This window comes from Pseudomonas sp. TZ252, from assembly GCF_056110345.1.
In genome coordinates, this window is the sequence record NZ_CM148566.1 from 4,560,114 (window position 1) to 4,586,588 (window position 26,475).

Genomic DNA, 26,475 nt, shown 5'->3' on the forward strand with positions numbered 1-26,475 from the left:
TCTCATTGCGCCGCCGGCTCCTTGCGCCGTTGCCGGTACTCGCCGGGCGTCTGCCCGGTCCAACCCTTGAAACTGCGATGGAACGAGCGCGACTCGGTAAAGCCCAGGTACTGGGCGATGTCCTGGATCGGCAGCTCGCTATGCAGCAGGTAGTGCTCGGCCAGTTCGCGGCGCAGTTCGTCGAGGGTCTGCTGGTAGCTGCTGCCGGCTTGCTGCAGGTGGCGTTGCAGGGTGCGTACGGTCATGCCGAACTTCTCCGCCACCCGTTCCTTGCGCGGCAGGCCGTCCTTGAGTAGCTGGCGCAGGGCGTTCTTCACCCGCAGCGGCAGCGGTTCGTCATCGTCTAGCTCGGCCATCAGCGCCAGGGCATGTTCCTCCAGGGTGCGCAGCAGCGTCGCGTCGGCCTGGCGCAGCGGCAGCGCCAGGTAGTCCAGCGGTACCAGCAGCGCCGAACAGGGTTGGGCGAAGCGCACCGGACAGCCGAAGAAGGTCTCGTAGTCTTCCACGCGGGTTCCGTCCGGCAGGTCGTGTTCCAGCCAGACCTCGTCCGGCGAACCTTCCAGGTCGGCGATCCAGCGCGCGTAGAGGACCCAGGAAGCCAGGACGTGCTCGACCATGTGGCGCCGTACCAGGGGTGTCTGGTGGCGGCAGTTCCAGATCAGCCGGACCTGCCCGCCGGCCGCCTCGATGCGGCTGGTGCCCATGTCGCCGACCAGCTTCTCGTAGGGCGTGATGCGGCTCATGGCCTCGCCCAGGGTGGCGCAGTTCATCGCGATGTAGCCGAGCACGCTCCAGGAGCCGGGCTGGACGAAACGCGCCGAATGCAGGCCGAACAGGGGATCGCCGGAATGCTCGCAGAAATAGCCGAGCAGGCGCTCGTGGGCTTCGCCCGGCAGGCGCTGGCGATTGTCGTTGAGCTGGTCGGCCTGGAGGCCGGCGGCGGCCAGGGCAGGGGCGATGTCCAGGCCGAGCCGTTCGGCATGGCGCAGGTATTTCAGCAGGGCCGGAACCGAGGTGGAGCCAAGGGTCTGCATGGTCGTTGTTCTTGTCGTGGCGGGTGGAACAGGCCGTCCGGCGTGCGTGCCGGCTGTCTTGATCGGTCACAGGGAGTGTCTCGATCCGACAGTGACAGGCGAGGGCGGCTGGCTAGTATAGGCAGCCAGAAAGGTTCCGATAAACAGGTTGCCGCGACAAGCGAGGGGAGAGGTTCATGCGCCGTTGGAATGGCTGGGGCGAAGAAAGCACCGTGGTCGAATTGCCGGACAGCGCCCGTGGGTTCCTGGCGGAACTGGTCGGGCAGGGCGCACGCTTGCCGGACGCCAGCCTGGAGGCGGCGCTGGCGAAGGTCCCGGCGTCGCGCCTGGAGGCCGATCCGCGCTACAGCATCGACCCCCGTGAGCGTCTGCTGCATGCCCGCGGGCAGAGCCTGCCGGACTGGCTGGCGATGCGCGAGGGCGACTTCGGCGTCTACCCGGACGCCGTGGCCTATCCGGAAACCGCCGAACAGATCCGCGAGTTGCTGGCCCTGGCCGACTCCCGCGACCTGCAACTGATTCCCTATGGCGGCGGTACTTCCGTGGCCGGCCATATCAATCCGCAAGCCTCGCGGCGGCCGGTACTGACGGTCTCGCTGGAGCGCATGAACCGCCTGATCGATCTGGACCGCGAGAGCCTGGTCGCGACCTTCGGCCCCGGCGCCGCCGGCCCGCAGGTGGAGAGCCAGTTGCGTGCGCTGGGCTACACGCTCGGGCATTTCCCGCAGTCCTGGGAGTTGTCGACCCTCGGTGGCTGGGTCGCCAGCCGCTCCAGTGGCCAGCAGTCGCTGCGCTACGGGCGGATCGAACAACTTTTCGCCGGCGGGACCCTGGAGACCTTCGCCGGGCCGCTTGAAATCGCTACCTTCCCGGCATCCGCGGCGGGACCGGACCTGCGCGAACTGGTGCTGGGCTCTGAGGGACGCTTCGGGATCATTTCCTCGGTGAAGGTGCGGGTCTCGCCGCTGGCCGAGGACGAGCGCTTCTACAGCGTCTTCCTGCCGAACTGGCAGCAGGCCCTGCAAGCCACCCGCGAGCTGGCACAGGCGCGCGTGCCGCTGTCGATGCTGCGACTGTCCAACGCCGTGGAAACCATGACCCAACTGGCCCTGGCCGGCCATCCCGGACAGATCGCCTGGCTGGAGAAATACCTGGCGCTGCGCGGCGCGGGCGAGGGCAAGTGCATGCTGACCTTCGGCGTGACCGGCAACCGCCGGCAGAACGGATTGTCGCTGAGCCAGGCGAAGGCCTTGCTGAAACGCTTCGGCGGGGTCTTCACCGGAACCCTGCTGGGGCGCAAGTGGGCGCAGAACCGCTTCCGCTTCCCCTACCTGCGCGAGGCCCTGTGGCAGGCGGGCTACGCCGTGGACACCCTGGAGACCGCCACCGACTGGAGCAACGTCGACGGCCTGCTGCAGAAGATCGAGGCCAGCCTGCGCGACGGCCTGGCGGCCGAGGGCGAGAGGGTCCATGTGTTCACCCACCTCTCGCATGTCTATGGCGAGGGGTCGAGCATCTATACCACCTACGTGTTCCGTCCGGCCGCGAGCTATGCGGCGACGCTGGAGCGCTGGAAGCGTCTCAAGCATGCGGCCAGCCAGGCGATCGTCGACAATCGCGGCACCATCAGCCACCAGCATGGCGTCGGCAAGGACCACGCACCCTACCTGCCCCGCGAGAAGGGCGAACTGGGCGTCGCCGCGCTGCGTGCCATGGCCGGTCACTTCGACCCGGCCGGGCGGCTCAACCGCGGCACCCTGCTGCAGGACTGAGCGGAATGACTTCAGCCTGGAACGAGGAGTGGCGTCGCCGCCGCCTGCCGGCGCTGGCGGGGCAGGAGTGGGACCTGATCGTGGTCGGCGGCGGCATCAGCGGTGCCGGCATCCTCCGCGAAGCCGCGCGGCGCGGCTGGCGCTGCCTGCTGCTGGAGCAGCGGGACTTCGCCTGGGGCACCTCGAGCCGCTCGTCGAAGATGGTCCATGGCGGCCTGCGCTACATCGCGAAGGGCCAGTGGCGGCTGACCCGCGACTCGGTGCGCGAGCGCCAGCGCCTGCTCGGCGAGGCGCCTGGGCTGGTGGAGCCGTTGAGCTTCGTGATGGCCCACTACCGCGGCGGCTTTCCCGGCCCGCGGCTATTCGGCGGCCTGCTGAGCGTGTACGACGCCCTTGCCGGGCGGCGCAACCACCGTTTCTACGACGCCGCCGCGTTGCGCTACCTGGCGCCGGGCCTGAAGGAACAACGGCTGCTCGGCGGCACGCGTTTCTTCGATGCGGTGACCGACGATGCGCGCCTGGTGCTGCGGGTGCTGGCCGAGGCGCGTCACGACGGCGGCGAGGCATTCAACGGCATGCGTGTGCGCGAATTGCTGCGCGAGGGCGGCCAGGTGGTCGGCCTGCGCGCCGAGGACCGCGAGAGCGGCGAGCTTCTCGACTTCCGCTGCCGCGCCCTGGCGCTGGCCACCGGGGCCTGGGCCGATGAGTTGCGCCAGCCCGGCGGAAGCGAGCACATCCGCCCGCTGCGCGGCAGCCATCTATTGCTGCCGGCCTGGCGCCTGCCGGTGGCCCATGCCTTCAGCTTCATGCACGCCACGGACCGGCGACCGGTGTTCGTGTTCCCCTGGGAGGGCGCGACGGTGGTCGGCACCACCGATCTCGACCATCGCGACGGCCTTGGGGAGGACGCGCGGATCAGCCGCGCCGAACTCGACTACCTGCTGGCGGCCTGCGCCCAGCAGTTTCCCGCCGCTGCCATCGAGGCGCGCGACGTGCTGTCGACCTGGGCCGGCGTGCGACCGGTGGTCAGCAGCGGCGACGACAGCGGCAAGCCTTCCGACGAGAAACGCGAGCATGTGCTCTGGCGCGAGCCGGGCTGCGTGACCCTGGCCGGCGGCAAGCTGACCACCTTCCGGCCGCTGGCGGTGGAGGTGCTACAAGCCTGCGCGCCGCTGCTCGGGCGCACGGTCACGGACGATGGCGCGGCGGTATTCGGCGCCTGCGAAGGTCCGCTCATCGACGGGCTCGGCAGTGGCCAGCGACGCCGCCTGGCCGGTCGCTACGGACGCGACCTGGTCCGCCTCAAGCGGCTGGTGGACACCCTCGGAACGGACTGCGTGGGTGCCAGCGAAACGCTCTGGGCCGAATTGGCGTTCGCCGCCGAGGCGGAAATGGTGCTGCATCTCGATGACCTGCTGTTGCGCCGCACCCGCCTCGGCCTGCTGTTGCCCGGAGGCGGCGCGGCATACCTGCCGCGTATCCGCGCGCTCTGCCAAGCGCGCCTGGGCTGGGACGACCCGCGCTGGGAACGTGAGCAACAGGCCTATCTGGACCTCTGGCGCCGGCACTACAGCCTGCCCGTCTGACCAGCCGAGACGAGAACGAGATGAACGACAAGAACTATCTGCTGGCGATCGACAATGGCACCCAGAGCGTGCGCGCCCTGCTGTTCGACCTGCAGGGCAACCTGCTGGGCAAGGGCAAGGTGGAGCTGGAGGCCTACTACTCGAAGCATCCGGGCTGGGCCGAACAGGACCCCGAGTACTACTGGGCGATGCTCGGCGAGGCCTGTCGGCGGCTCTGGGACCAGGTGGACATCGATCGCGGGCTCATCCGCGGGGTGTCGCTGACCACCCAGCGTGGCACGGTGATCCACGTCGATGCCGAGGGCAGGCCGTTGCGGCCGGCGATCCTCTGGCTCGACCAGCGCCGGGCGGAGGTCCGCGAGCGCATCAGGGGGCCTTGGGGCTGGCTGTTCAAGCTGGTCGGCGCCGAGGGCGCGGTGGAGCATTTCCGCGCCCAGGCCGAGGTCAACTGGGTGGCCCAGGAGCAGCCGGAGATCGCTGCGAAGACCGACAAGGTGTTGCTGCTTTCCGGCTTTCTCAGCCACCGCCTGACCGGCCGTTTCGTCGACTCGGTGGGGTGCTGCGTTGCCTACCTGCCGTTCGACTACAAGCGCCTGCGCTGGGCCGCGCCGCGCGACTGGAAATGGCAGGCGCTGGCGGTACGCCGCGAGCAGTTGCCGGAGCTGTTCAAGCCGGGCGAGCGGCTCGGCCAGATCAGCGCCGAGGCCAGCCGGCACACCGGCATTCCGCAAGGCCTGCCGTTGATCGCCGCGGGGGCCGACAAGGCCTGCGAGGTGCTCGGCGCAGGTGCGCTGGAGCCCACCATCGCCTGCCTCTCCTATGGCACCACGGCGACCATCAACACCACTCGCGCCCGCTACCTGGAAACCGTGCCGCTGATTCCACCCTATCCGGCGGCGATTCCCGATCATTTCAATACCGAGGTGATGATCTATCGCGGCTACTGGATGGTCAGCTGGTTCAAGCGCGAGTTCGGCTTGCGCGAGATGCAGCAGGCGCGCGAGCAGGGGGTCGAGCCGGAGCAACTGTTCGACGAACTGGTCAACGGCGTGCCGCCCGGCTCGATGGGCCTGACCCTGCAACCCTACTGGTCGCCGGGAATCCGCGAACCGGGACTGGAGGCCAAGGGGGCGATGATCGGTTTCGGCGACGTGCATACCCGGGCGCACATCTACCGGGCCATCCTCGAGGGCCTGGCCTATGCCCTGCGCCAGGGCAAGGAGCGCATCGAGAAGCGTTCGGGCACGCCGATCGTGCGCCTGCGCGTGGCCGGCGGCGGCTCGCAGAGCGACGCGGCGATGCAGCTCACCGCCGACATCTTCGGCCTGCCGGCCGAGCGCCCGCATGTCTACGAGGCGTCCGGCCTGGGTGCGGCGATCGACTGCGCGGTGGGGCTCGGCCTCTATCCGGACGTCGCCAGCGCGGTGGCCGGGATGACCCGCGTCGGCCGGGTTTTCCTGCCCCAGGCGGAAGCCCGGCAGATCTACCAGCGGCTCTATGGCGAGGTCTACCTGCGCATGTATCGCCAGTTGCGCCCGCTCTACCGCAGCATTCGCGAGATTACCGGCTACCCTGCCTGAACCGGGCGCCGCACTTCCGTCCCGGATACGCGGTCAATAGGCAAAGACAAGGCCACGACGAGGGGTTCGGTTCGATGGACAAGGACAAGGTTCTGCTGGTCCTGCACGGCAAGCAGGCGGGCAACGAAGAGGTTCGTGCCGCGGTCGCGGCACAGCGCGAGGCCGGGCGGGAGCTGGCGGTGCGGGTAACCTGGGAGGACGGCGACGCCCGGCGCATCGTCGAGGAGGCGCTGGCGGCCGGCTATGCGACGCTGGTCGCGGGCGGTGGCGACGGCACGCTGCGCGAGGTGGCCGAAGCGCTGGCGCGCGGGCGAGGCGAGGCGAGCCTGGCGATCCTGCCGCTGGGCACCGCCAACGATTTCGCCCGCGCCGCCGGGATTCCCCTGGAACCGGCCGCGGCGCTGGCGCTGCTCGACCAGACGGCGCGGCCGATCGACCTGGGCGAGGTGAACGGCAAGCTGTTCCTCAACATGGCCACTGGCGGCTTCGGTTCGAAGGTCACCGCGAATACCTCGGAGGACCTGAAGAAGGTTCTCGGCGGTGCCGCCTACCTGTTGACCGGGTTGACCCGTTTTTCCGAAGTGCATGCCGCCCAGGGCCGTTTCAGCGCCCCGGACTTCCAGTGGGAAGGCGAGTTCCTCGCCCTGGGCATCGGTAACGGGCGCCAGGCCGGCGGCGGGCACGTACTGTGTCCGCAAGCGCGAGTGGACGACGGCCTGCTGGACGTGAGCATCCTGCCGACGCCGCAGGACATGGTCGGTACCCTGGGCACCCTGCTCGGCGGTGGCAACGGAGTGGAAAGCCTGTTCGTCCGCGCGCGGGTGCCATGGCTGGAAGTGGAGGCGGCGGAAGGTCTCGACGTCAATCTCGACGGCGAGCCGCTGGAAGGACGCAAGCTGCGTTTCTCGGTTTCCCCGGGCGCGCTGCGCGTGCACTTGCCGGCCGGCTCGCCGTTGTTGCGCGAGCCGCCGCGCGAGGACTGAGGGCGGGGCCGACTGATCCGCTGCCTGGAGTGGCGTCTGTGTCTTGTCGGCCTTTCCCGCGACACCGTATAACAGCATCTTTCCACCAAGGATGCTGGTTCCATGTTCCGTCTCTCCGCGCTGTACCGCTATCCGATCAAGTCTTCCGCCGCCGAGTCCCTGGAGCGCGTCGCGCTCGATGCGCTGGGCGTGGTCGGCGACCGACGCTGGATGGCGGTGGACACCGAAACCGGACGTTTCTTCACCCAGCGCCTGCTGCCGCAGCTGGGGCGTATCCAGGCGCGCTGGGCGGCGCCGGAGGTCCTGCGGCTGAATGCGCCGGGGATGTCCGAGCTGAGCCTCGAAGTACCGGCAGCCGACGCCAACCTGCGTGGCGTCACGGTCTGGCGCGATACCTTGCAGGCGCCGGATGCCGGCGACGCCGCAGCGGACTGGCTGACGCGCTTCCTCGGCCGCCCGACGCGCCTGGTGCACATTCCCGAGGCGCGCGCGCGGCAGGTCGATACCGGCTACGCCGAACCGGGGCAGAAGGTGCATTTCGCCGACGGTTTCCCGCTGCTGCTGATCGGCCAGGCTTCGCTCGACGACCTCAGCCAGCGGGTCGGCCGGCCGTTGGAGATGCTGCGCTTCCGTCCCAACCTGGTGGTGGAAGGCAGCGCCGCGTTCGCCGAGGACGGCTGGAAACGCATCCGCATCGGCTCGGTCGAGTTCGTCGTGGCCAAGCCCTGTTCCCGCTGCATCCTCACCACCCTGGATCCGGCGACCGGCGAGCGCAACGAGGACCGCGAGCCGCTGACGACCCTGAAGACCTACCGGGAAAAGGATGGCGCGGTGCTGTTCGGGCAGAACCTGATTGCGCTGGGACAGGGCAGCCTGGAGGTGGGGATGCCGGTGGAAATCCTCGACTGAGGAACGGTCGCCCGCCGTTGCGGCGGGCGGCCCTTGCCGGCGATCAGAGCTTGGCGTCGACGCAACCGGTGCTCAGGCACTCGCGCTCGCGTTCGCGGAGGAAGTCGAGGCGCTGGCGGGTCTTCTCGGTGGCGCAGTCGAGGTTGACGAAATAACCGTTGTCCTTGCTTTCGCTGCAGGCCGCGTCGCGCTCCTTGATCCAGGCGATCTGGCTCTTCTTCAGCAGGGCTTTCTGGCCGTCGTTCAGGTGCTTGCGCAGGGTGCCGAACTGCTGGTTCAGCTCGCGGTCGGCCTGGGAAAACTCGCCGCTGCGGCAGTACACGCTGTCGAAGGCGTTGCGCGGCGTACCGCAGGCGTCGGCGGCCAGGGCGCCGTCGGCGAGCAGCAGGCTGGAGGTGGCGAGCAGGGCGGTGGCGAGGGGCTTGTTCATCTTGAGGTCCTTTTCAAGGTACTGGAAAGGCCCGGGCGTCCGGGCCGGGTTGGGGGTCAGAAATCGTCGAAGTAGCGTTCGTGCCAGTCGACGATGGGCTGCGGCGCATTGAGCTTCTGCCCGTAGATCACCGCATAGGACAGCACGTTCTGCACGTACTGGCGAGTCTCGTCGAACGGAATGGTCTCGATCCACACGTCGAAGGCCAGGTGGCGGGTATCTTTCAGCCACTGGCGGACGCGGCCCGGACCGGCGTTGTAGGCGGCCGAGGCGAGTACCCGGTTGCCGTTGAACTGGCCATGCACCTGGCTCAGGTAGGCGGCGCCGAGGCGGATGTTGACGTCGGGCACGATCAGTTGCTGGGTCGAGGCCAGCGGGATGCCGAACTTGCGCGAGGTCTCCTTGGCGGTGCCGGGCATCAGCTGCATCAGCCCGGTGGCGCCGACTCCGGAACGGGCATCGGACATGAACGCGCTTTCCTGCCGGGTGATGGCGAAGATCCAACTGGAGTGCAGGCCGCGGTTCTTCGCTTCGCGCACCAGGGTGGCGCGGTGCGCCATCGGGAAGCGGATGTCCAGGTCGTCCCAGTACTGCGCCTGGCTGATCGAGCGGATCGCCGGGAAATACCACTGCATGTCGTAGGCCAGCCTGGCCTGGGCGATCAGCTCGTCGCGATCGAACAGGCGCGCGGCGTGGTACCACTCGCGGCGGGCGTTGATCACTTCGCCACGGTTGAAGAACTCCATGGCCCGGCGCGTACTGGCGGCGTTGCGTACGCGTTGCAGGACGCGCGGGTCGATGTGCGCAGGACGGTTGCCGAGCTTGTACGGCACGCTCAGGCGGTCGGCGGCGAGGAAGCCGTAGAAGTCGCGCTCGCCGGCGAGCTTCTGGTACAGCGCGATCGGCTCCTTGCTGTTCGGCTGCGCCAGTTGCAGGCTGCGTGCCTGCCAATAGCGCCAGCGGCTGGTGGCGGCAAGATCCTGGGGCAGCTTGCGGGTCAGCGCGTAGGCTTCGTCCCAGCGGCCCAGGCGCAGCAGCAGGCGGGTGCGCCATTCGGTGACGGTGTTGTCGCGCAGGCCGGGATCGTACTGGGTCATCAGCGGCAGTGCGCGCGGATCGAAGCGCTTGGCCAGGCTGAGACCGATCTCGCGGGCGATGGCGACCTTCTCGTCGCTGGAGAAGGGTAGCGCCGAGCTGTAGTAGTCGAGCAGGCTAAGGGCCTTTTCCGGGTCCTGCCGCGCCAGGCGGCGCAGGCCGAGACCGACCACGTCGGCGGTGGCATGGTCGCGCTGGCTGAAGCGGCCGGTCTGGCTCAGCTGGGCGGGGTTCTGCGCCACGCTGACCATCAGCGCGCCCTGGTTGCCGAGGGTCGGCAGGCGCTGCGCGAGGTGCGAGGCGAGGCTGTAGTTGCGCGCTTCGGCGGCCAGCTTGAGGCGTTTCCAGACCTTTTCCTCGGTGAGCTGGCCTTCGCCCTGCCAGAGGCCGAACAGGGTGTCGCAGGCAGCCGGCTGCGACTTGCCGACCAGCCACAGGCGTTCGCTGGTGGCGTAGCCTTCGGCCTTCTGGCCGTGGCCCAGCTGGTACTGGCCATACAGGCAGTCGAGTTCGGTGAAGTTCAGCTTCGGATCGTAGTAGTTGACGAAGGTCTTCCAGTCGCCGCGGTCGGCCAGCAGGCGCAGCCAGCGCAGTTTCAGCCAGCCGATCTGCGGCAGGTCGCCGTGTTCGGTGAGGAAGCGCTCGACCTCCTCGTTGCTGGCGGACTTCAGCCGGTGGGTCAGTTCGTCGTAGGCCAGGTAGGGTTCCAGCGGGTAATCGCGCAGGGCGCTGCGCGAGGCCATGTAGGGCGCGCTGTTGCCCTTGGCCAGGGCGGCCTTGGCCTGGTCGTAGAGACGGCGTTGTTCGGTCAGGGAAGCGGCGTGGACCGCGTCGACGGAGGAAATACTGAGCAAAAGGCAGGAAACGAGAGTGAACAGGCGACCGCGCATGACTTATCCGGGCAGGTGATGTCGGGTAACGTCGGCAGGTCCGCAACGGCTGCCTACGGGCGTTTCGACCGCTCGCGGGACTGGCGCGCGACCGCTGTCGCGGGGCGCGCCCGAAGCCGGGCGGATGGCTCGCCTAAGCTTAGCCGTTGCGGCATGGCGGTGAAAGCGCCGTGCCATCCGATGCCTATCCGGCGTAAAATGCGCGCCCTGTTTCCGGAGGCGCCCATGACCCTGCTCAAGTTCACCGATGTATCCCTTGCCTTTGGCACCACTCCCTTGCTGGACAAGGTGTCGTGGCAGATCGGCCGTGGCGAGCGGGTCTGCGTGATCGGACGCAACGGTACCGGCAAGTCCAGCCTGTTCAAGGTGGTCAAGGGCGAACAGCAGGCCGACGACGGCGAAGTCTGGCGCGCACCGGCGCTGAAGATCGGCGAATTGCCCCAGGAACTGCCGCGTGCCGACGAACGGACAGTGTTCGACGTGGTGGCCGAGGGTCTGGCGGAAGTCGGCAAGCTGCTCGCCGAGTACCACCACCTGAGCCTGAACATCCATACCGACGACGACCTGGCGCGCCTCTCGCGGGTCCAGCAGGAACTCGAGGCGCGCGATGGCTGGCGCCTGCAGCAACTGGTGGACAGCACCCTCAGCCGCCTGCAGTTGCCGGCCGACAAGACCCTCGCCGAACTCTCCGGCGGCTGGCGTCGGCGCGTGCTGCTGGCCCAGGCGCTGGTCGCCGAGCCGGACCTGCTGCTGCTCGACGAACCGACCAACCACCTGGACATCGGCGCCATCGCCTGGCTCGAGGAAGCGCTGCTGGGCTTCAACGGCGCGGTGCTGTTCATTACCCACGACCGCGCCTTCCTGCAATCCCTGGCGACCCGCATCCTCGAGCTGGATCGTGGCCACCTGATCGACTGGAACGGCGACTACGCCAGTTTCCTGGTGCACAAGGAACAGCAACTGGCCGCCGAAGAAGCTGCCAACGCATTGTTCGACAAGCGCCTGGCCCAGGAAGAAGTGTGGATCCGCCAGGGCATCAAGGCCCGCCGCACGCGCAACGAAGGGCGGGTTCGGGCACTGAAGGAAATGCGTCGCGAACGCGCCGAGCGCCGCGAGCGCCAGGGCAAGGCCAGCTTCCAGCTGGAAAGCGCGGACAAGTCCGGCAAGCAGGTGATCGTGGTGGAGCACGTCAGCTTCGCCCATCCCGGCGGCCAGCCGCTGGTACGCGACTTCTCCATGGTCCTGCAGCGCGGCGACCGTATCGGCCTGCTCGGCGCCAACGGTACCGGCAAGACCACCTTGCTCAAGCTGCTGCTTGGCGACCTGCAGCCGACCTCGGGCAAGATCGAGGTGGGCACCAAGCTGGAAGTGGCCTACTTCGACCAGTTGCGCCATCAGCTCGAACCCGAGCAGACGGTGATCGACAATATCTCCGAAGGCCGCGAGTTCATCACCATCGACGGCCAGAACCGGCATGTGCTCAGCTATCTCGGCGACTTCCTGTTCAGTCCGCAGCGCGCCCGCACCCCGGTGAAGGCGTTGTCCGGCGGCGAGCGCGCGCGCCTGTTGCTGGCCAAGCTGTTCAGCAAGCCGGCCAACCTGCTGGTGCTCGACGAACCGACCAACGACCTCGACGTGGAAACCCTGGAACTGCTGGAGGAAGTCCTGCTCGGCTTCCAGGGCACCGTGCTGATGGTCAGCCACGATCGGGCCTTCCTCGACAACGTGGTGACCAGCACCCTGGTCTTCGAGGGCGAGGGCAAGGTTCGCGAATTCGTCGGTGGCTACCAGGACTGGCTGCGCCAAGGGGGCACGCCGCGCCTGCTCGGCGTGAGCGAGTCGAAGAGCGGCAAGGCCGAGCTGAATACCGCGCTGGCGCCCGCCGCCGAACCCGCGCCGGCTGCTGCGGCGCCGAGCGAGGCGCCGGCGAAGAAAAAGCTCAGCTACAAGTTGCAGCGCGAGCTGGAGGCTTTGCCCGGGCAGATCGACGCGGTCGAGGCGGAGCTGGCGGGTGTCCAGGAAACCATCGCGCAGCAGGATTTCTATCTGCGCCCGCAGGACGAGCAGCGCGAAACCCTGGCGCGGCTGGACGCGTTGCAGCAGGAACTCGATGCCTTGCTCGAGCGCTGGGCCGAACTGGAAGACTGATCCATCTCGAAAAAGTGAGCTGCATCAATGTGATAGCGGCTCATCTCGATGATCCTTGCGGGCCTTGCCGGCGGTGGGTGCAGTCCCCCGTCGGTCCCTCTGGCTGGCGTCATTGACGGGCCGGCCGTCTCCCGAGAAAGGATCAGTCCATGGCAATCGAGTACCGCATCACGCTGGACGACCAGCATCAGCTCAACTATCGCATCGAGCTGGAGCGGCACTACGACCCGCAGGCGGCTGCCGCAGCGCCGCGCTGGACGCGCCTGGAACACAATCGCTGCAGCAACTGCCCGCTCGATCGCGAACGCTACAGCCATTGTCCGGCGGCGGTCGACCTGCATGGGGTGATCGAGGATTTCCGCAACCTGCCGGCGTTCCGCAAGGCCGGCATCTGCGTGCGCACGCCGGAGCGCGAGTACATCAAGCAGGCGGGCCTGGAGGAAGGACTGCGCGCGCTGATCGGCTTGATCATGGCCAGCAGCGCCTGTCCGCTGCTGGCGCCGCTGAGGCCGATGGCCATGCAGCACCTGCCGTTCGCCAGCAACCAGGAGTTCGTGCTGCGGGTGGTGCCGCTGTACCTGATGCGCCAGTACTTCAACTTCCGCGAGGGGCGGCATGCCGATTGGGAACTGAAAGGGCTGGTGCGGCTGTTCCAGCAGTTGCAACTGGTCAACCAGGCGTTCTGGCAGCGAATCCACGACACCTGTGTCAGCGATTCCAACCTGAAGGCGTTCCTGACCTTCTTCTCGCTGTCGTCGAGCATCAGCTATTCGCTGGAAACCCAGTTGCAGAAGATCCGCCCGCTGGTGATGAGCGCCGAGGAAACGCTCGGCTGAGGCGCAGGCCCCGGCCGAGCGGGGAGAGATCAGGCTTTCTTCAGGTGCACCGCGAGCACGTCGCAGGGCGCGCCGTGCAGCACGTCGTTGGCAGTGGAACCGAGCAGCAGCGCCAGGCCGTGGCGACCGTGGCTGCCGACCACGATCAGGTCGCAGGCCTGTTCCGCGGCGAGGCGGTGGATTTCCTGGCGCGGTTGCCCGTAGACCAGGTGGCGCTGCTCGCTGCCGAGGTCCGGATAGCGTACGGCGAAGGCATCCAGGCGTTCACGGGCCTGGTCGAACTGCTGCTGCTGCAACATCGACAGGTCCATCGGCACGTCCCCACCGAAGGCCATGGCCATGGGCTCGACCACATGCACCACCGAGAGCCGGGCCTGGTTGCTGGTGGCCAGGGCCGCCGCACGCTTCATCACCGGGTCGCATTCGTCGGTCAGGTCGACGGCGACCAGAATGTGTTGATAGGGCATGAACGTCTCCTCCCAGAAGGGGATAGTGTTTTCATTATGGACTTTCGCGCCGCGCGTGGAACCTGTTCCGTTGCGCTGGGCAAAAAGCTGCTCCGCCGTGGTCGCATTCGCCTGTAAACTGCGCCTCCCTTGGCGACTGCGACCGATCCTGCCTGCGCGCGCGGATCGAGGCAAATGCCTTAACCGTTTTTCGAGTGTCCGTTCCTTATGACCACTTGGCTGGTGATCCTGCTGCTGGCTGTCATGCTCAGTCCCCTGGCCTGGCTGATGCCGTCCAACAGGCAGCGCGGCAGGATGGCCCTGCGCCTCGAGGCGCGCCGTCTCGGCCTGGCCATGCAGCTCGCGCGCCAGGATTGGCCGCATTGGCTGGAGAGCGCTCCGCCGACGTCCTGCGCGCAGTTCCACTGCCCGCGCCGACGCGGCCGGGAGGCCTGGTGCTATTGGCAGAATACCCCGGGCCAGTGGCTGAACCAGTGGCGCGAGCCGTGCGCGGACGATGAGTTGCTGGACGCCCTGCGCAGCCTCCCCGGGGATGTCTACAAGGTGGAGGCGACCGCCCAGTTCCTTGCCCTGTATTGGGGCGAGCGCGGCGATAGCGCCGACCTCGGGCGCATCGCCGAGTTTCTCCGCCAGCGCGCCTGAGGCGGCGCGCCGAGGTTCATTGGTTGCGCGCGGCATACAGCGCGGCGACCTTCTCCAGGCCATCGATGATCCGGTCTGCATTCTTGTTGACCAGGAACGGCACGCTGTTCTGGTTGTAGTTGCGCAGGGACTTCTCGATGTAGTGCCACTTGATCGCCACGCTGCGCAGCGCCCTGGCGATCTCCTCGTCGTTCTGCGGCGCCTGCTGCAGCTTCAACAGGTTGACCGAAAAGCGGCTGGCCAGGTCGTCCAGTGGACGCTCCTCGCCGCCGCCGAAGAAGCTGGCGCCCACCGACGCGTTGCGCGAGGCATAGTCCAGAGCAATGTCCTGCATCAGCAGGCTCTGTTCGCGGCTCTGCTCGGTGAGCGTCGGCACCGTGGCGGCGTTTTCCCGTTGCAGGCTGCGATACAACTGGCCGCCGAGGTCCATCAGTTGCTGGTTGCGTCGTGCCAGGTCGGCGACCGGTTGCAGGTCGCTGTAGCCCTTGTTGCGCACCGCGCCGGTCAGCTTGTCGAGGTCTTGCGCATAGTCCCGCCATTGCTCGCGAAGCTGGCCCAGCAGGCGCCGGGATTCGCTGCCGTTCACGCCGTCGAGTCGCTGCAGGCGGGCTTCCGCCGTCTGCGCCGAGCTTTCGATCAGGCTGGCGTAGCGTTGATCGCCTTCCTGGCCGACGTACATGAAGAAGGCGTTCAGGGATTTCTGCGTGGCGAGCCGCATCTGGTGCAGGGCGAGCAGGTCATCGGCGGTCCCTGCCGCGAAGACGGGGAGGCTCAGCAGGCCGAGCAGGGCCAGACAAAGAGTGAACGGACGGCAGATCATGGGTTCCATCTCCATGTGGCCCTGGAGGCCTTCTTGTTGTTCTTTTGTAACGGCCCGTGGCCGATCATGCATGGCGATCTGCGGCGACTCTAGCCTGCCTTTCCGCACCGGGACAAGCGCCCACGGCGCCGATCATCGAACATCTGAATGGTCCGACAGAGGCTGGCTGAATGGCCCTGCGCAGAGGGCCTGGAGGAGGGCAGGTGTTTTCCGGATGGCTGATTGACAATTCCCGGCTTTTGCCGGAATGTGTGCGCACCCAAGTCAAACGGGCGTATGAATCGAGCGTTTGCCTCGCGCAGGCCTCGACAATAGAGACCCGGTTATCGCGTCGGCGGGTGTGCCGAAGGGTTTGGGACTATGCTCGGCGGTTGCCGAAAGGGTCCCGACACGGCGTCCGATGTGTAAGTTCAAGCTTCCATAATAGCGTGGAGATCAGTTGATGATTTACCAAGGTAAAGCCATCACGGTTAAGCCTCTTGAGGGCGGCATCGTCGAGTTGAATTTCGATCTCAAGGGCGAGTCCGTCAACAAGTTCAACCGTCTCACCCTCAGTGAGTTGCGTGCGGCAGTCGATGCGATCAAGGCCGATGCATCGGTCAAGGGCGTGATCGTGACCAGCGGCAAGGACGTGTTCATCGTTGGTGCCGACATCACCGAGTTCGTTGACAACTTCCAGCTGCCCGACGAGGAACTGATGGCGGGCAACCTCGAAGCCAACAAGATCTTCAGCGACTTCGAAGACCTGGACGTACCCACCGTTGCCGCGATCAACGGCATCGCCCTCGGCGGCGGCCTGGAGATGTGCCTGGCCGCGGACTTCCGCGTGATGAGCGCGACCGCCAAGGTCGGCCTGCCGGAAGTCAAGCTGGGCATCTACCCGGGCTTCGGCGGCACCGTCCGCCTGCCGCGCCTGATCGGCTGCGATAACGCCGTCGAGTGGATCGCCTCGGGCAAGGAAAACAAGGCCGAGGACGCCCTGAAGGTCGGCGCCGTCGACGCCGTGGTCGCTCCCGAGCAACTGCAGGCCGCTGCCCTCGACCTGGCCAAGCGCGCCGTCGCCGGCGAGCTGGACCACAAGGCACGGCGCCAGCCGAAGCTGGAAAAGCTGAAGCTGAATGCAATCGAGCAGATGATGGCCTTCGAAACCGCCAAGGGCTTCGTCGCCGGCCAGGCCGGTCCGAACTACCCGGCGCCGGTGGAAGCCATCAAGAGCATCCAGAAGGCCGCCAACTTCGGCCGCGACAAGGCGCTGGAAGTCGAAGCCGCCGGCTTCGTCAAGCTGGCCAAGACCTCGGTCGCGCAGAGTCTGATCGGCCTGTTCCTGAATGACCAGGAACTGAAGAAGAAAGCCAAGAAATACGACGAAGTCGCCAAGGACGTGAAACTGGCCGCCGTGCTCGGCGCCGGCATCATGGGCGGCGGCATCGCCTATCAGTCGGCGCTCAAGGGCACCCCGATCCTGATGAAGGATATCCGCGAAGAGGGTATCCAGATGGGCCTGAACGAGGCCGCCAAGCTGCTCGGCAAGCGCGTCGAGAAGGGTCGCCTGACCCCGGCGAAGATGGCCGAGGCGCTCAATGGCATCCGTCCGACCATGTCCTATGGCGACTTCGGCAACGTCGACATCATCGTCGAAGCCGTCGTCGAGAACCCCAAGGTCAAGCAAGCCGTGCTCGCCGAAGTGGAAGGCGCGGTGAAGGAAGACGCGATCATCGCCTCCAACACCTCGACCATCTCCATCAGCCTGCTGGCCCAGGCGCTGAAGCGTCCGGAAAACTTCTGCGGCATGCATTTCTTCAACCCGGTGCACATGATGCCGCTGGTGGAAGTGATCCGTGGCGAGAAGACCGGTGAAACCGCCATCGCCACCACCGTCGCCTACGCCAAGAAGATGGGCAAGAGCCCGATCGTGGTCAACGATTGCCCCGGCTTCCTGGTCAACCGTGTGCTGTTCCCGTACTTCGGCGGCTTCGCCAAGCTGCTGAGCTTCGGCGTCGACTTCGTGCGCATCGACAAGGTGATGGAGAAGTTCGGCTGGCCCATGGGCCCGGCCTACCTGTCCGACGTGGTCGGCATCGACACCGGCCACCATGGCCGCGACGTCATGGCCGAGGGCTTCCCGGACCGCATGGCGGTCGAGGGCAAGACCGCCGTCGACGTGATGTACGAGGCCAACCGCCTGGGCCAGAAGAACGGCAAGGGCTTCTACGCCTACGAGACCGACAAGCGCGGCAAGCCGAAGAAGGTCACCGATCCGCAGGCCTACGAAGTGCTCAAGCCGATCGTGGTCGAGCAGCGCGAAGTGACCGACGAGGACATCGTCAACTTCATGATGATCCCGCTGTGCCTGGAAACCGTGCGTTGCCTGGAAGACGGCATCGTCGAGACCGCTGCCGAGGCCGATATGGGCCTGATCTACGGCATCGGCTTCCCGCCCTTCCGTGGTGGTGCTCTGCGCTACATCGATTCGATCGGTGTCGCCGAGTTCGTGGCCCTGGCCGACAAGTACGCCGAGCTGGGCGCGCTGTACCACCCGACCGCGAAGCTGCGTGAAATGGCCAAGAACGGTCAGAAATTCTTCGGTTAATCGCGGAACGACTAGAGCGAGAGTGAATTTATGAGCCTGAATCCGAGAGACGTCGTCATTGTCGACTTCGGCCGCACCCCGATGGGTCGTTCCAAGGGTGGCATGCACCGCAACACCCGCGCCGAGACCATGTCGGCGCACCTGATCAGCAAGCTGCTGGAGCGTAACCCGAAGGTCGACCCGGCCGAAGTGGAAGACGTGATCTGGGGCTGCGTCAACCAGACCCTGGAGCAGGGCTGGAACATCGCGCGCATGGCGTCGCTGATGACCCAGATCCCGCACACCAGCGCCGCGCAGACCGTCAGCCGCCTGTGCGGTTCGTCGATGAGCGCGCTGCACACCGCCGCCCAGGCGATCCAGACCGGCAATGGCGATGTATTCGTCATCGGCGGCGTGGAGCACATGGGCCACGTCGGCATGATGCATGGCGTCGACCCGAACCCGCACCTGTCCCTGTACGCCGCCAAGGCCTCGGGCATGATGGGCCTGACTGCGGAAATGCTCGGCAAGATGCACGGTATCAGCCGTGAGGCGCAGGACAAGTTCGGCGCGCGTTCGCACCAACTGGCCTGGAAGGCCACCCAGGAAGGCAAGTTCAAGGACGAGATCATCCCGATGGAAGGGTATGACGAGAACGGTTTCCTGAAAGTCTTCGACTTCGACGAGACCATTCGTCCGGAAACCACCGTCGAGACCCTGGCCGAGTTGAAGCCGGCGTTCAATCCGAAAGGCGGCACCGTGACCGCGGGGACCTCCTCGCAGATCACCGACGGTGCCTCCTGCATGATCGTGATGTCGGCCCAGCGCGCCCAGGACCTGGGCATCCAGCCGATGGCGGTGATCCGCTCCATGGCCGTGGCGGGTGTCGACCCGGCGATCATGGGCTACGGCCCGGTGCCGTCGACCAACAAGGCGCTCAAGCGTGCCGGCCTGACCATCGCCGACATCGATTTCGTCGAACTCAACGAAGCCTTCGCCGCCCAGGCCCTGCCTGTGCTGAAGGACCTCAAGCTGCTCGACAAGATGGACGAGAAGGTCAACCTCCACGGCGGCGCCATCGCCCTGGGTCACCCGTTCGGTTGCTCCGGTGCGCGCATTTCCGGCACCCTGTTGAACGTGATGAAGCAGAACGGCGGTACCCTTGGCGTGTCCACCATGTGCGTGGGCCTGGGACAGGGTATCACCACCGTCTTCGAGCGCATCTAAGCGTTCGTCGAAGGGGAAAGCCGGGGCCTCGTGCCCCGGCTTTCGTTTTTCAGTGTCAGTCGTTTCCGGCTGTATCGAGCGAATGACGCCCCGGGAGCGCGGGTTTGCCTATTGTGCGATCCGTGCCTATACCGGGCTGTTGTATGTCGGCATTGTGCCGTTGTTTTCCGATTTTCGAGACAAGGTAAGGAACATGGACCTGCAGGCTGGGCTCTATCGTCATTACAAGGGACAGAACTACCGGGTCCTGGGTGTCGCGCGGCATTCGGAGACGGAAGAGGCGCTGGTGATCTACCAGGCGCTGTACGGCGAATTCGGTCTCTGGGTGCGTCCGCTGGAGATGTTCACCGAGGCCGTGGAGGTCGATGGCGAGTGGGTGCCGCGCTTCGTCCTGGTGAGTCCCGAGGCCGATCCTCTGGGCTTGCAGAAAGCTCCCGGCGGGGAAGACCGCGCTTGACCTTGGCTCGTTCGCCACTATATATAGCGGTGCCGCGCTAGTCGCTCCCTCCTTTATATTCATCTTTTCGACGCAGGAACCTTCCGATCCATGGGTAAATCGCTGGTCATCGTGGAATCCCCGGCCAAGGCCAAGACCATCAACAAGTACCTGGGCAGCCAGTACGTGGTGAAGTCGAGCATCGGCCACATCCGTGACCTGCCCACCAGTGGTTCGTCGAGTTCCAAGGAGCCGGCGGCCAAGGGCCGCAAGAGCGCCTCCGAGGCGCCGGCGCTGTCACCGAAGGAGAAGGCCAGGCGCCAACTGGTCTCGCGCATGGGGGTCGACCCCGAGCATGGCTGGAAGGCCAAGTACGAGATCCTGCCCGGCAAGGAAAAGGTCATCGACGAGCTACGCCGCCTGGCCAAGGACGCCGACACCGTCTATCTCGCGACCGACTTGGACCGCGAAGGGGAGGCCATCGCCTGGCACCTGCGGGAAGCCATCGGCGGCGACGAAAGCCGCTACAAGCGCGTGGTATTCAACGAAATCACCAAGAAGGCCATCCAGGAGGCCTTCTCCCAGCCCGGCGAGCTCGATATCAACCGGGTGAACGCCCAGCAGGCGCGGCGTTTCCTCGACCGCGTGGTCGGCTACATGGTCTCGCCGCTGCTCTGGCAGAAGATTGCCCGTGGGTTGTCCGCCGGCCGCGTGCAGTCGGTGGCGGTGAAGCTGGTGGTGGAGCGCGAACGCGAGATTCGCGCCTTCGTCCCGGAAGAGTACTGGGAAGTGCATGCCGACCTCGGTACCGCCAAGGGCGCAAACGTGCGCTTCGAGGTTACCCGTGAGAAGGGCGAGGCCTTCAAGCCGCTCAACGAAGCCCAGGCCATGGCGGCCCTGGAAAAGCTCAAGGCCTCGGCCTATAGCGTCGCCAAGCGCGAGGACCGGCCGACCTCCAGCCGACCCTCGGCGCCGTTCATCACTTCCACCCTGCAGCAGGCGGCGAGCAACCGCCTGGGCTTCGGGGTGAAGAAGACCATGATGATGGCCCAGCGTCTCTACGAGGCCGGCTACATCACCTACATGCGTACCGACTCGACCAACCTGTCGGCCGATGCCATTGGCATGGTCCGCGGTTTCATCGAGGACGAGTTCGGCCAGAAGTACCTGCCGGGCAAGGCCAACGTCTACTCGAGCAAGGAGGGCGCCCAGGAAGCGCACGAGGCGATCCGTCCTTCCGACGTCAACCTCAAGCCGACCCAGCTGTCCGGCATGGAGCGTGACGCCGAGCGCCTGTACGACCTGATCTGGCGCCAGTTCGTGGCGTGCCAGATGACCCCGGCCGAATACCTCTCGACCAGCGTGAGCGTCACCGCCGGCGATTTCGAGCTGCGCGCCAAGGGCCGCATCCTCAAGTTCGACGGTTATACCCGGGTACTGCCGCAGCAGAGCAAGCCGGGCGAGGACGACGTCCTGCCGGAAATGAAGGAAGGCGAGAACCTCAAGCTGATCAAGCTCGATCCGAGCCAGCACTTCACCAAGCCGCCGGCGCGCTACTCCGAGGCGAGCCTGGTCAAGGAACTGGAGAAGCGCGGTATCGGCCGCCCCTCGACCTACGCGGCGATCATCTCCACCATCCAGGAGCGCGGCTACGTAACCACCCACAACCGCCGCTTCTATGCGGAGAAGATGGGCGACATCGTCACCGATCGGCTCAACGAGAGCTTCGCCAACCTGATGGACTACGGTTTCACCGCCGGGATGGAGGAGCATCTCGACGACGTGGCCCAGGGCGAGCGCGACTGGAAGCACCTGCTCGACGAGTTCTACGGCGATTTCAAGAAGAAGCTCGAGGTGGCCGAAGTCAGCGAGAAGGGGATGCGCGCCAACCAGCCGACCCTGACCAACATTCCCTGCCGCGAGTGCGGCCGGCCGATGATGATTCGTACCGCCTCCACCGGCGTGTTCCTCGGCTGCTCGGGCTACAGCCTGCCGCCGAAGGAGCGTTGCAAGGCGACCGTCAACCTGATTCCCGGCGACGAGATCGCCGCGGACGACGAGGGCGAGTCCGAGTCGCGGGTGTTGCGTGGCAAGCATCGCTGCCCGATCTGCAGTACCGCGATGGACGCCTACCTGCTGGACGAGAAACACAAGCTGCATATCTGCGGCAACAACCCCGACTGTCCGGGCTACGAGATCGAGGAAGGCCAGTACCGGATCAAGGGCTACGAAGGGCCGAGCCTGGAATGCGACAAGTGTGGCAGCGAGATGCAGTTGAAAACCGGCCGTTTCGGCAAGTTCTTCGGTTGCACCAATCCGACCTGCAAGAACACCCGCAAGCTGCTGAAGAATGGCGAGGCGGCGCCGCCGAAGATGGACGCCATCCGCATGCCTGAATTGAAGTGCGAGAAGGTGGACGATATCTACGTGCTGCGCGACGGCGCTTCGGGCATGTTCCTGGCCGCCAGCCAGTTCCCGAAGAACCGCGAGACCCGCGCGCCGTTGGTGAGCGAGATCATCCCGCACAAGGCCGAGCTGGATCCCAAGTACCATTACCTCTGCGACGCCCCGCAGAAAGACCCGGACGGCCGTCCCGCGGTGATCCGTTTCAGCCGCAAGACCAAGGAGCAATACGTGCAGTCCGAGGTCGATGGCAAGCCCACCGGCTGGCGCGCCTTCTACGATGGCGGCAAGTGGAAGGTCGAAGACAAGCGCTGATGGATGGCGCGCCCGCTTGCATGGGGCGCGCTTATACTGCGCGAAGGCCGGGCGCTGACCTGGCCTGCGCTCCGCATTCCTTCCAGTTTTAATCGGGAGTACCGGCATGGCCCAAGAGCTTTATACCCGCACCAACCAGAAGCTGTATTTCGCCGGGTTGGCTCTGGAGGCCTGGAAGCGAGCCGATGCCGAGCGGGCGATGAATGCCCAGGCGATCATCCAGGGGGAGCGCGAGTCGGCGCTGTTCCACCTTTATGGCGCAGTGCTCGGTGTATGCCATGAGATCGCCGGTTACTACCGTCTGCCGCAGGCTGCCGCTCCTCGCGTGGATGCATTGCTGAATGCCGAAGTGCTGGCGGCCGCGCCCAGCCCCGAGCTAGCTGAACTGGTGGAGTTGGCGTCGCAGCCGGAAACCTGGCTGGGCCAGTTGCTGGGCGCCTACTCCGAGCTGTTCCTGCCGCCGCGACCGACCAAGGCAGCGAAGATCGACCCCAGCACACCGTTGATCGTTGCCGTGAGTATCGACGAAGAAGCCCCCTTGCTTTCTCGCGAAACCCTCGAGGAATGGCGGCAGTCGCTGAAGCAATTGGTCCTGCGTTTTCGCGAGAGCCTGACGGAGCTGTAACGCCGTCGTCATTCGCCGATCAGCGGTAGGACATTTTCCTACCGTTCCACTCGGTTGATTTGCCAGCAAAAAAATTTAGCGGATGCCGTCCGGGCGCTCTGGAACCGCCGTTACAGGCGCGAGAGGGGAACCGGAAGGCGGATGCGGGCTAGGGATGCACTGGATGGGCTGTTACAATGTCGCGTCTTCGTAGAGAGCGTCTGTCATGCCAACATCCTTCCTTGAAATCGTAGAAATGCCCGACGGGCGCATCGTGCTGCGTCGCGCCGATGACGAGGAGGCGTTGGTGACCCTGGAGTTCTCCGGGGACGCGAAGAATTTCCTGCAAGGCCAGCATGTCGAAGTGGCCAAGGCCATGTTCAATGTCGGCGTGCAAATGGCCGGTCGTCTTGCCGAGGGCGAGATGGAACACGACGAAGGCCCCCGCGTCCTGCACTGAACGCTGTCCCCCGCCGTTTTTTCAACCCAGACGAATATTCAGGCTCTGTGCTTGGCCCAGTTGGGCGGCGCGGGACAGTTGCTTGCGCGCCGCCCGGCTCAGCGGTTCCAGCCAACTGACCACGGTGTGGCTGCGGCCCAGGCGCAAGGCCTCGCAACTGAGCGCCAGGGCAGCGGCGTTGTCCTTCGCCTGCAGTAGCAGGATGCGCTCGCGGTTCAGGCCGGCGCGGCGCAGCCATTCATGGGTCAGGCTCGCCGGCGGAGCGATCAGGGTCAGCCAGCGGGCATCCTGTTCCTCGCTGAGCTCGCGGAGAATCGGTGCGAGCAGGGTCAGGCAGTGCCCCGGCAGGCCGCTGAGCGAAAGTTCGCTAAAGGCAGCGGGTTCCTCGATGGAGGCGCTGGAAGGACTGTCGATGACATCGTCGAGCAAGGGTGCGCCGTTGCTGGCCCAGAACGCTTCCTGGAACAGTGGCAACTGGGCGCTGGGCAGCGAGTGGGAGGTCTGCATGGTATCTCCTGTCAGCGCCGGATCACGCCGACGCTCAAGCCTTCGATGATCAGTTCCTGCTCCTTCAGATCGACTTCGATCGGAGCGAACTCAGGGTTTTCCGCCAGCAGCCAGACCTTGCTGCCTTCGCGCTTGAAGCGTTTCACCGTGACCTCCTCGCCGATCCGCGCGACCACCACCTGGCCGTTGCGCGCTTCGCGGGTGACGTGGACGGCCAGCAGGTCGCCGTCGAGGATGCCGATGTCCTTCATGCTCATGCCGCGCACGCGCAACAGGTAGTCGGCGCGAGGATTGAAGAAGGCGGGATTGATACGGCAGGATTCCTCGATGTTCTGTTCGGCGAGGATCGGTGCGCCGGCGGCGACCCGTCCGATCACCGGCAGGCCCTCATCGTCGTTGGCGGCATGCGGTTCGAAGCCGGGAATGCGGATGCCGCGAGAGGCGCCCGGAGTCATTTCGATGGCGCCCTTGCGTGCCAGCGCCTTGAGGTGCTCCTCGGCGGCGTTCGGCGACTTGAAGCCGAGTTCCTGGGCGATTTCCGCCCGGGTCGGCGGAAAGCCGTGGTCTTCCAGGCAGCGCTTGATGAAGGAGAGGATCTCGGCTTGGCGGGGCGTCAGCTTCTGCATGTCGTCGCTCTGTGTTTTTATCCAGTGACTGGGATTATATACAGTGAGCGGGGCGTGGCAATGATTTTCCGCATGACATTTCGTCCTGCGTCACGATGAAGTTGGCCAGTGTCTTGCTTCCGTTTTTCGGGACTTCTCTGTAATTTTCCTGACTGGTGCGTCATCTGCCGCTTGACAAGGGATGTGGCTGAAACGTATGTTTCAAACAAGTGTTTGTCAGGCGGAGAAACCATGGCCCAGTCGGAAACCGTCGAACGCATTCTCGATGCGGCGGAACAGCTGTTCGCGGAAAAAGGCTTCGCCGAAACCTCGTTGCGTCTGATCACCAGCAAGGCCGGGGTCAACCTGGCGGCGGTGAATTATCACTTCGGTTCGAAGAAGGCGCTGATCCAGGCGGTGTTCTCGCGCTTCCTCGGGCCATTCTGCGCCAGCCTGGAAAAGGAGCTGGATCGTCGCCAGGCCAAGCCCGAGGCCCAGCACGCCACCCTGGAGGACCTCCTGCACCTGCTGGTGTCCCAGGCGATGGCGGTGAAGCCGCGCAGCGGCAACGACCTGTCGATCTTCATGCGCTTGCTCGGCCTGGCCTTCAGCCAGAGCCAGGGGCACCTGCGCAAGTACCTGGAGGAGGTCTACGGCAAGGTCTTCCGGCGCTACATGCTGCTGGTCAACGAGGCTGCGCCGAAGCTGCCGCCCATCGAGCTGTTCTGGCGCGTGCACTTCATGCTCGGCGCGGCCGCCTTCAGCATGTCGGGGATCAAGGCCCTGCGGGCGATGGCGGAAACCGATTTCGGCGTGAACACTTCCACCGAGCAGGTGATGCACCTGATGGTGCCGTTCTTCGCTGCCGGCATGCGCGCCGAGAGCGGCATCGACGATCCGCTGCTGGCCGGGGCGCAACTGCGCCCGCGGAACAAGACGCCCGCCAAGGCCTGATCGCAGACGGCGCCCCAGGGCGCCGTTTTCCTTTCTCCTTTCTCTGTGCTCCGGGCGGAACTCCATGCGCCGGGCCGGCTCCATTGGCAGGCGCGCGGTACCGCCCCGGGACTTAAGTCTTTCTGCCGGGTGCAGTACAGTGTGCGCTGTCTGAGGCCCGTGACGGCGGGCTTCGCTGATTTCCAGGCCATAGGACTCTTCATGCAAGGCTCTCTGATGCTCGACATCGGCGGCACCTGGCTGACCGCCGAGGACCGCCAAATCCTGCGCCACCCCGAGGTGGGCGGGCTGATCATCTTCGCTCGCAACATCGAGCATCCTGCCCAGGTTCGCGAACTGTGTGCGGCCATTCGCGCCATCCGTCCCGACCTGTTGCTGGCCGTCGACCAGGAAGGAGGGCGCGTGCAGCGCCTGCGCCAGGGCTTCGTGCGCCTGCCGGCGATGCGCGCGATCGCCGACAACCCCAATGCCGAAGAGCTGGCCGAGCATTGTGGCTGGCTGATGGCGACCGAGGTGCAGGCGGTCGGCCTCGACCTGAGTTTCGCGCCGGTGCTGGATCTCGACCACCAGCGCAGCGCCGTGGTCGGTAGCCGCGCCTTCGAGGGCGACCCGGAGCGTGCCGCGCTGCTTGCCGGTGCTTTCATTCGCGGCATGCATGCCGCCGGGATGGCCGCCACCGGCAAGCATTTTCCCGGTCACGGCTGGGCCGAGGCCGATTCCCATGTGGCGATTCCCGAAGACGCGCGCAGTCTCGAGGAAATCCGGCGCAGCGACCTGGTTCCGTTCGCCCGCCTGGCCGGACAGCTCGACGCGCTGATGCCGGCCCATGTCATCTATCCGCAGGTCGACCCGCAGCCCGCCGGCTTTTCCCGGCGCTGGTTGCAGGAGATCCTGCGCGGCGAGCTGAAGTTCGACGGGGTGATATTCAGCGACGACCTGTCGATGGCCGGCGCCCATGTGGTTGGCGACGCCGCCAGCCGCATCGAGGCCGCCCTGGCCGCGGGCTGCGACATGGGCCTGGTGTGCAACGACCGGGCTTCCGCCGAGCTGGCCCTGGCTGCCCTGCAACGCCTGAAGGTGACCCCGCCGTCGCGTCTGCAACGCATGCGTGGCAAGGGCTACGCGAATACCGACTATCGCCAGCAGCCGCGCTGGCTGGAAGCACTGTCCGCGTTGCGCGCTGCGCAACTGATTGATTGAGGG

The 26,475-nt window shown here is 66.1% G+C and carries 23 protein-coding genes; 16 read left to right on the forward strand and 7 right to left on the reverse strand.

Translation table 11 applies throughout. The features are described from left to right. Positions 1–2: 2 nt before the first annotated feature. Positions 3–1,034 (reverse strand): AraC family transcriptional regulator GliR, encoded by a 1,032-nt coding sequence (gliR, locus tag ACYAF3_RS21140; RefSeq protein WP_003116474.1) that lies wholly within the window; start codon positions 1,032–1,034, stop codon positions 3–5. A gap of 176 nt (positions 1,035–1,210) precedes the next feature. On the opposite strand from gliR, the gene ACYAF3_RS21145 reads away from it, so the two are divergent. The 5 genes from ACYAF3_RS21145 to ACYAF3_RS21165 all read left to right on the forward strand — a co-directional run bounded on the left by ACYAF3_RS21145 (position 1,211) and on the right by ACYAF3_RS21165 (position 7,864). Continuing rightward, positions 1,211–2,806 carry an FAD-binding oxidoreductase gene (locus ACYAF3_RS21145; RefSeq protein ID WP_003119788.1) on the forward strand — a complete coding sequence of 532 codons (1,596 nt, stop codon included), beginning with the start codon at positions 1,211–1,213 and terminating at the stop codon, positions 2,804–2,806. A gap of 5 nt (positions 2,807–2,811) precedes the next feature. Then, positions 2,812–4,392 carry a glycerol-3-phosphate dehydrogenase/oxidase gene (locus tag ACYAF3_RS21150; RefSeq protein WP_023084104.1) on the forward strand — a complete coding sequence of 527 codons (1,581 nt, stop codon included), beginning with the start codon at positions 2,812–2,814 and terminating at the stop codon, positions 4,390–4,392. A 20-nt stretch (positions 4,393–4,412) separates the two neighbouring features. Further along, positions 4,413–5,972, forward strand: a complete 1,560-nt coding sequence (locus ACYAF3_RS21155) for an FGGY-family carbohydrate kinase (protein WP_003160647.1) — start codon at positions 4,413–4,415, stop codon at positions 5,970–5,972. 74 nt (positions 5,973–6,046) lie between these two features. Continuing rightward, positions 6,047–6,955 carry a lipid kinase YegS gene (gene yegS, locus ACYAF3_RS21160; RefSeq protein ID WP_003091230.1) on the forward strand — a complete coding sequence of 303 codons (909 nt, stop codon included), beginning with the start codon at positions 6,047–6,049 and terminating at the stop codon, positions 6,953–6,955. 102 nt (positions 6,956–7,057) lie between these two features. Continuing rightward, positions 7,058–7,864 (forward strand): MOSC domain-containing protein, encoded by an 807-nt coding sequence (locus ACYAF3_RS21165; protein WP_003113973.1) that lies wholly within the window; start codon positions 7,058–7,060, stop codon positions 7,862–7,864. Between the two features lie 43 nt (positions 7,865–7,907). Here ACYAF3_RS21165 and ACYAF3_RS21170 read toward each other — a convergent pair whose 3' ends face one another. Together ACYAF3_RS21170 and slt are read right to left on the reverse strand one after the other, a co-directional pair. Beyond that, positions 7,908–8,294, reverse strand: coding sequence for a lysozyme inhibitor LprI family protein (locus ACYAF3_RS21170; protein ID WP_003118100.1), 387 nt, complete (start codon positions 8,292–8,294; stop codon positions 7,908–7,910). Between the two features lie 56 nt (positions 8,295–8,350). Continuing rightward, positions 8,351–10,279, reverse strand: a complete 1,929-nt coding sequence (slt, locus tag ACYAF3_RS21175) for a lytic transglycosylase Slt (RefSeq protein WP_003119793.1) — start codon at positions 10,277–10,279, stop codon at positions 8,351–8,353. A 225-nt stretch (positions 10,280–10,504) separates the two neighbouring features. Here slt and ACYAF3_RS21180 point away from each other — a divergent pair, with 225 nt between their 5' ends. Both ACYAF3_RS21180 and ACYAF3_RS21185 read left to right on the forward strand, forming a co-directional pair. Further along, positions 10,505–12,427 carry an ATP-binding cassette domain-containing protein gene (locus ACYAF3_RS21180; protein WP_003091215.1) on the forward strand — a complete coding sequence of 641 codons (1,923 nt, stop codon included), beginning with the start codon at positions 10,505–10,507 and terminating at the stop codon, positions 12,425–12,427. 149 nt (positions 12,428–12,576) lie between these two features. Further along, positions 12,577–13,263 carry a DUF6901 family protein gene (locus ACYAF3_RS21185; RefSeq protein WP_003091213.1) on the forward strand — a complete coding sequence of 229 codons (687 nt, stop codon included), beginning with the start codon at positions 12,577–12,579 and terminating at the stop codon, positions 13,261–13,263. Between the two features lie 29 nt (positions 13,264–13,292). Here the strand turns inward: ACYAF3_RS21185 and ACYAF3_RS21190 are convergent, their stop codons facing one another. Next, complete coding sequence (locus ACYAF3_RS21190) at positions 13,293–13,730, reverse strand: universal stress protein (RefSeq protein ID WP_003091210.1); 438 nt, start codon at positions 13,728–13,730, stop codon at positions 13,293–13,295. Positions 13,731–13,937: 207 nt separating this feature from the next. Between ACYAF3_RS21190 and ACYAF3_RS21195 the strand changes: the two genes are divergently transcribed. Further along, positions 13,938–14,372, forward strand: coding sequence for a hypothetical protein (locus tag ACYAF3_RS21195; RefSeq protein ID WP_003119794.1), 435 nt, complete (start codon positions 13,938–13,940; stop codon positions 14,370–14,372). A 16-nt stretch (positions 14,373–14,388) separates the two neighbouring features. Here ACYAF3_RS21195 and ACYAF3_RS21200 read toward each other — a convergent pair whose 3' ends face one another. Further along, positions 14,389–15,207, reverse strand: coding sequence for a hypothetical protein (locus tag ACYAF3_RS21200; RefSeq protein ID WP_003119795.1), 819 nt, complete (start codon positions 15,205–15,207; stop codon positions 14,389–14,391). A gap of 427 nt (positions 15,208–15,634) precedes the next feature. On the opposite strand from ACYAF3_RS21200, the gene fadB reads away from it, so the two are divergent. From fadB to ACYAF3_RS21230, 6 genes are all read left to right on the forward strand, one after another. Beyond that, complete coding sequence (gene fadB, locus ACYAF3_RS21205; RefSeq protein WP_003118095.1) at positions 15,635–17,782, forward strand: fatty acid oxidation complex subunit alpha FadB; 2,148 nt, start codon at positions 15,635–15,637, stop codon at positions 17,780–17,782. Positions 17,783–17,812: 30 nt separating this feature from the next. Further along, a complete protein-coding gene (gene fadA / locus ACYAF3_RS21210) occupies positions 17,813–18,988 on the forward strand; it encodes an acetyl-CoA C-acyltransferase FadA (protein ID WP_003113978.1) in 1,176 nt (391 codons plus the stop codon). Positions 18,989–19,181: 193 nt separating this feature from the next. Beyond that, positions 19,182–19,445, forward strand: coding sequence for a DUF1653 domain-containing protein (locus tag ACYAF3_RS21215; RefSeq protein ID WP_003109484.1), 264 nt, complete (start codon positions 19,182–19,184; stop codon positions 19,443–19,445). A gap of 90 nt (positions 19,446–19,535) precedes the next feature. After that, positions 19,536–22,142: a type I DNA topoisomerase gene (gene topA, locus ACYAF3_RS21220; RefSeq protein WP_003091201.1), complete on the forward strand. Its 2,607-nt coding sequence runs from the start codon at positions 19,536–19,538 to the stop codon at positions 22,140–22,142. Positions 22,143–22,248: 106 nt separating this feature from the next. Then, entirely contained in the window at positions 22,249–22,767 is a 519-nt protein-coding gene (locus ACYAF3_RS21225) for a DUF6586 family protein (RefSeq protein ID WP_003113979.1), read from the forward strand. 205 nt (positions 22,768–22,972) lie between these two features. Further along, entirely contained in the window at positions 22,973–23,206 is a 234-nt protein-coding gene (locus ACYAF3_RS21230; RefSeq protein WP_003109483.1) for a hypothetical protein, read from the forward strand. A 21-nt stretch (positions 23,207–23,227) separates the two neighbouring features. On the opposite strand, the gene sulA is transcribed toward ACYAF3_RS21230, so the two are convergent. After that, entirely contained in the window at positions 23,228–23,713 is a 486-nt protein-coding gene (gene sulA / locus ACYAF3_RS21235) for an SOS-induced cell division inhibitor SulA (protein ID WP_003091197.1), read from the reverse strand. Positions 23,714–23,724: 11 nt separating this feature from the next. Then, positions 23,725–24,339, reverse strand: coding sequence for a transcriptional repressor LexA (lexA, locus tag ACYAF3_RS21240; protein WP_003091196.1), 615 nt, complete (start codon positions 24,337–24,339; stop codon positions 23,725–23,727). A 231-nt stretch (positions 24,340–24,570) separates the two neighbouring features. On the opposite strand from lexA, the gene psrA reads away from it, so the two are divergent. Both psrA and nagZ read left to right on the forward strand, forming a co-directional pair. Beyond that, complete coding sequence (gene psrA / locus ACYAF3_RS21245; RefSeq protein WP_003091195.1) at positions 24,571–25,272, forward strand: transcriptional regulator PsrA; 702 nt, start codon at positions 24,571–24,573, stop codon at positions 25,270–25,272. 201 nt (positions 25,273–25,473) lie between these two features. Continuing rightward, entirely contained in the window at positions 25,474–26,472 is a 999-nt protein-coding gene (nagZ, locus tag ACYAF3_RS21250; RefSeq protein WP_003118092.1) for a beta-N-acetylhexosaminidase, read from the forward strand. Positions 26,473–26,475: the final 3 nt, after the last annotated feature.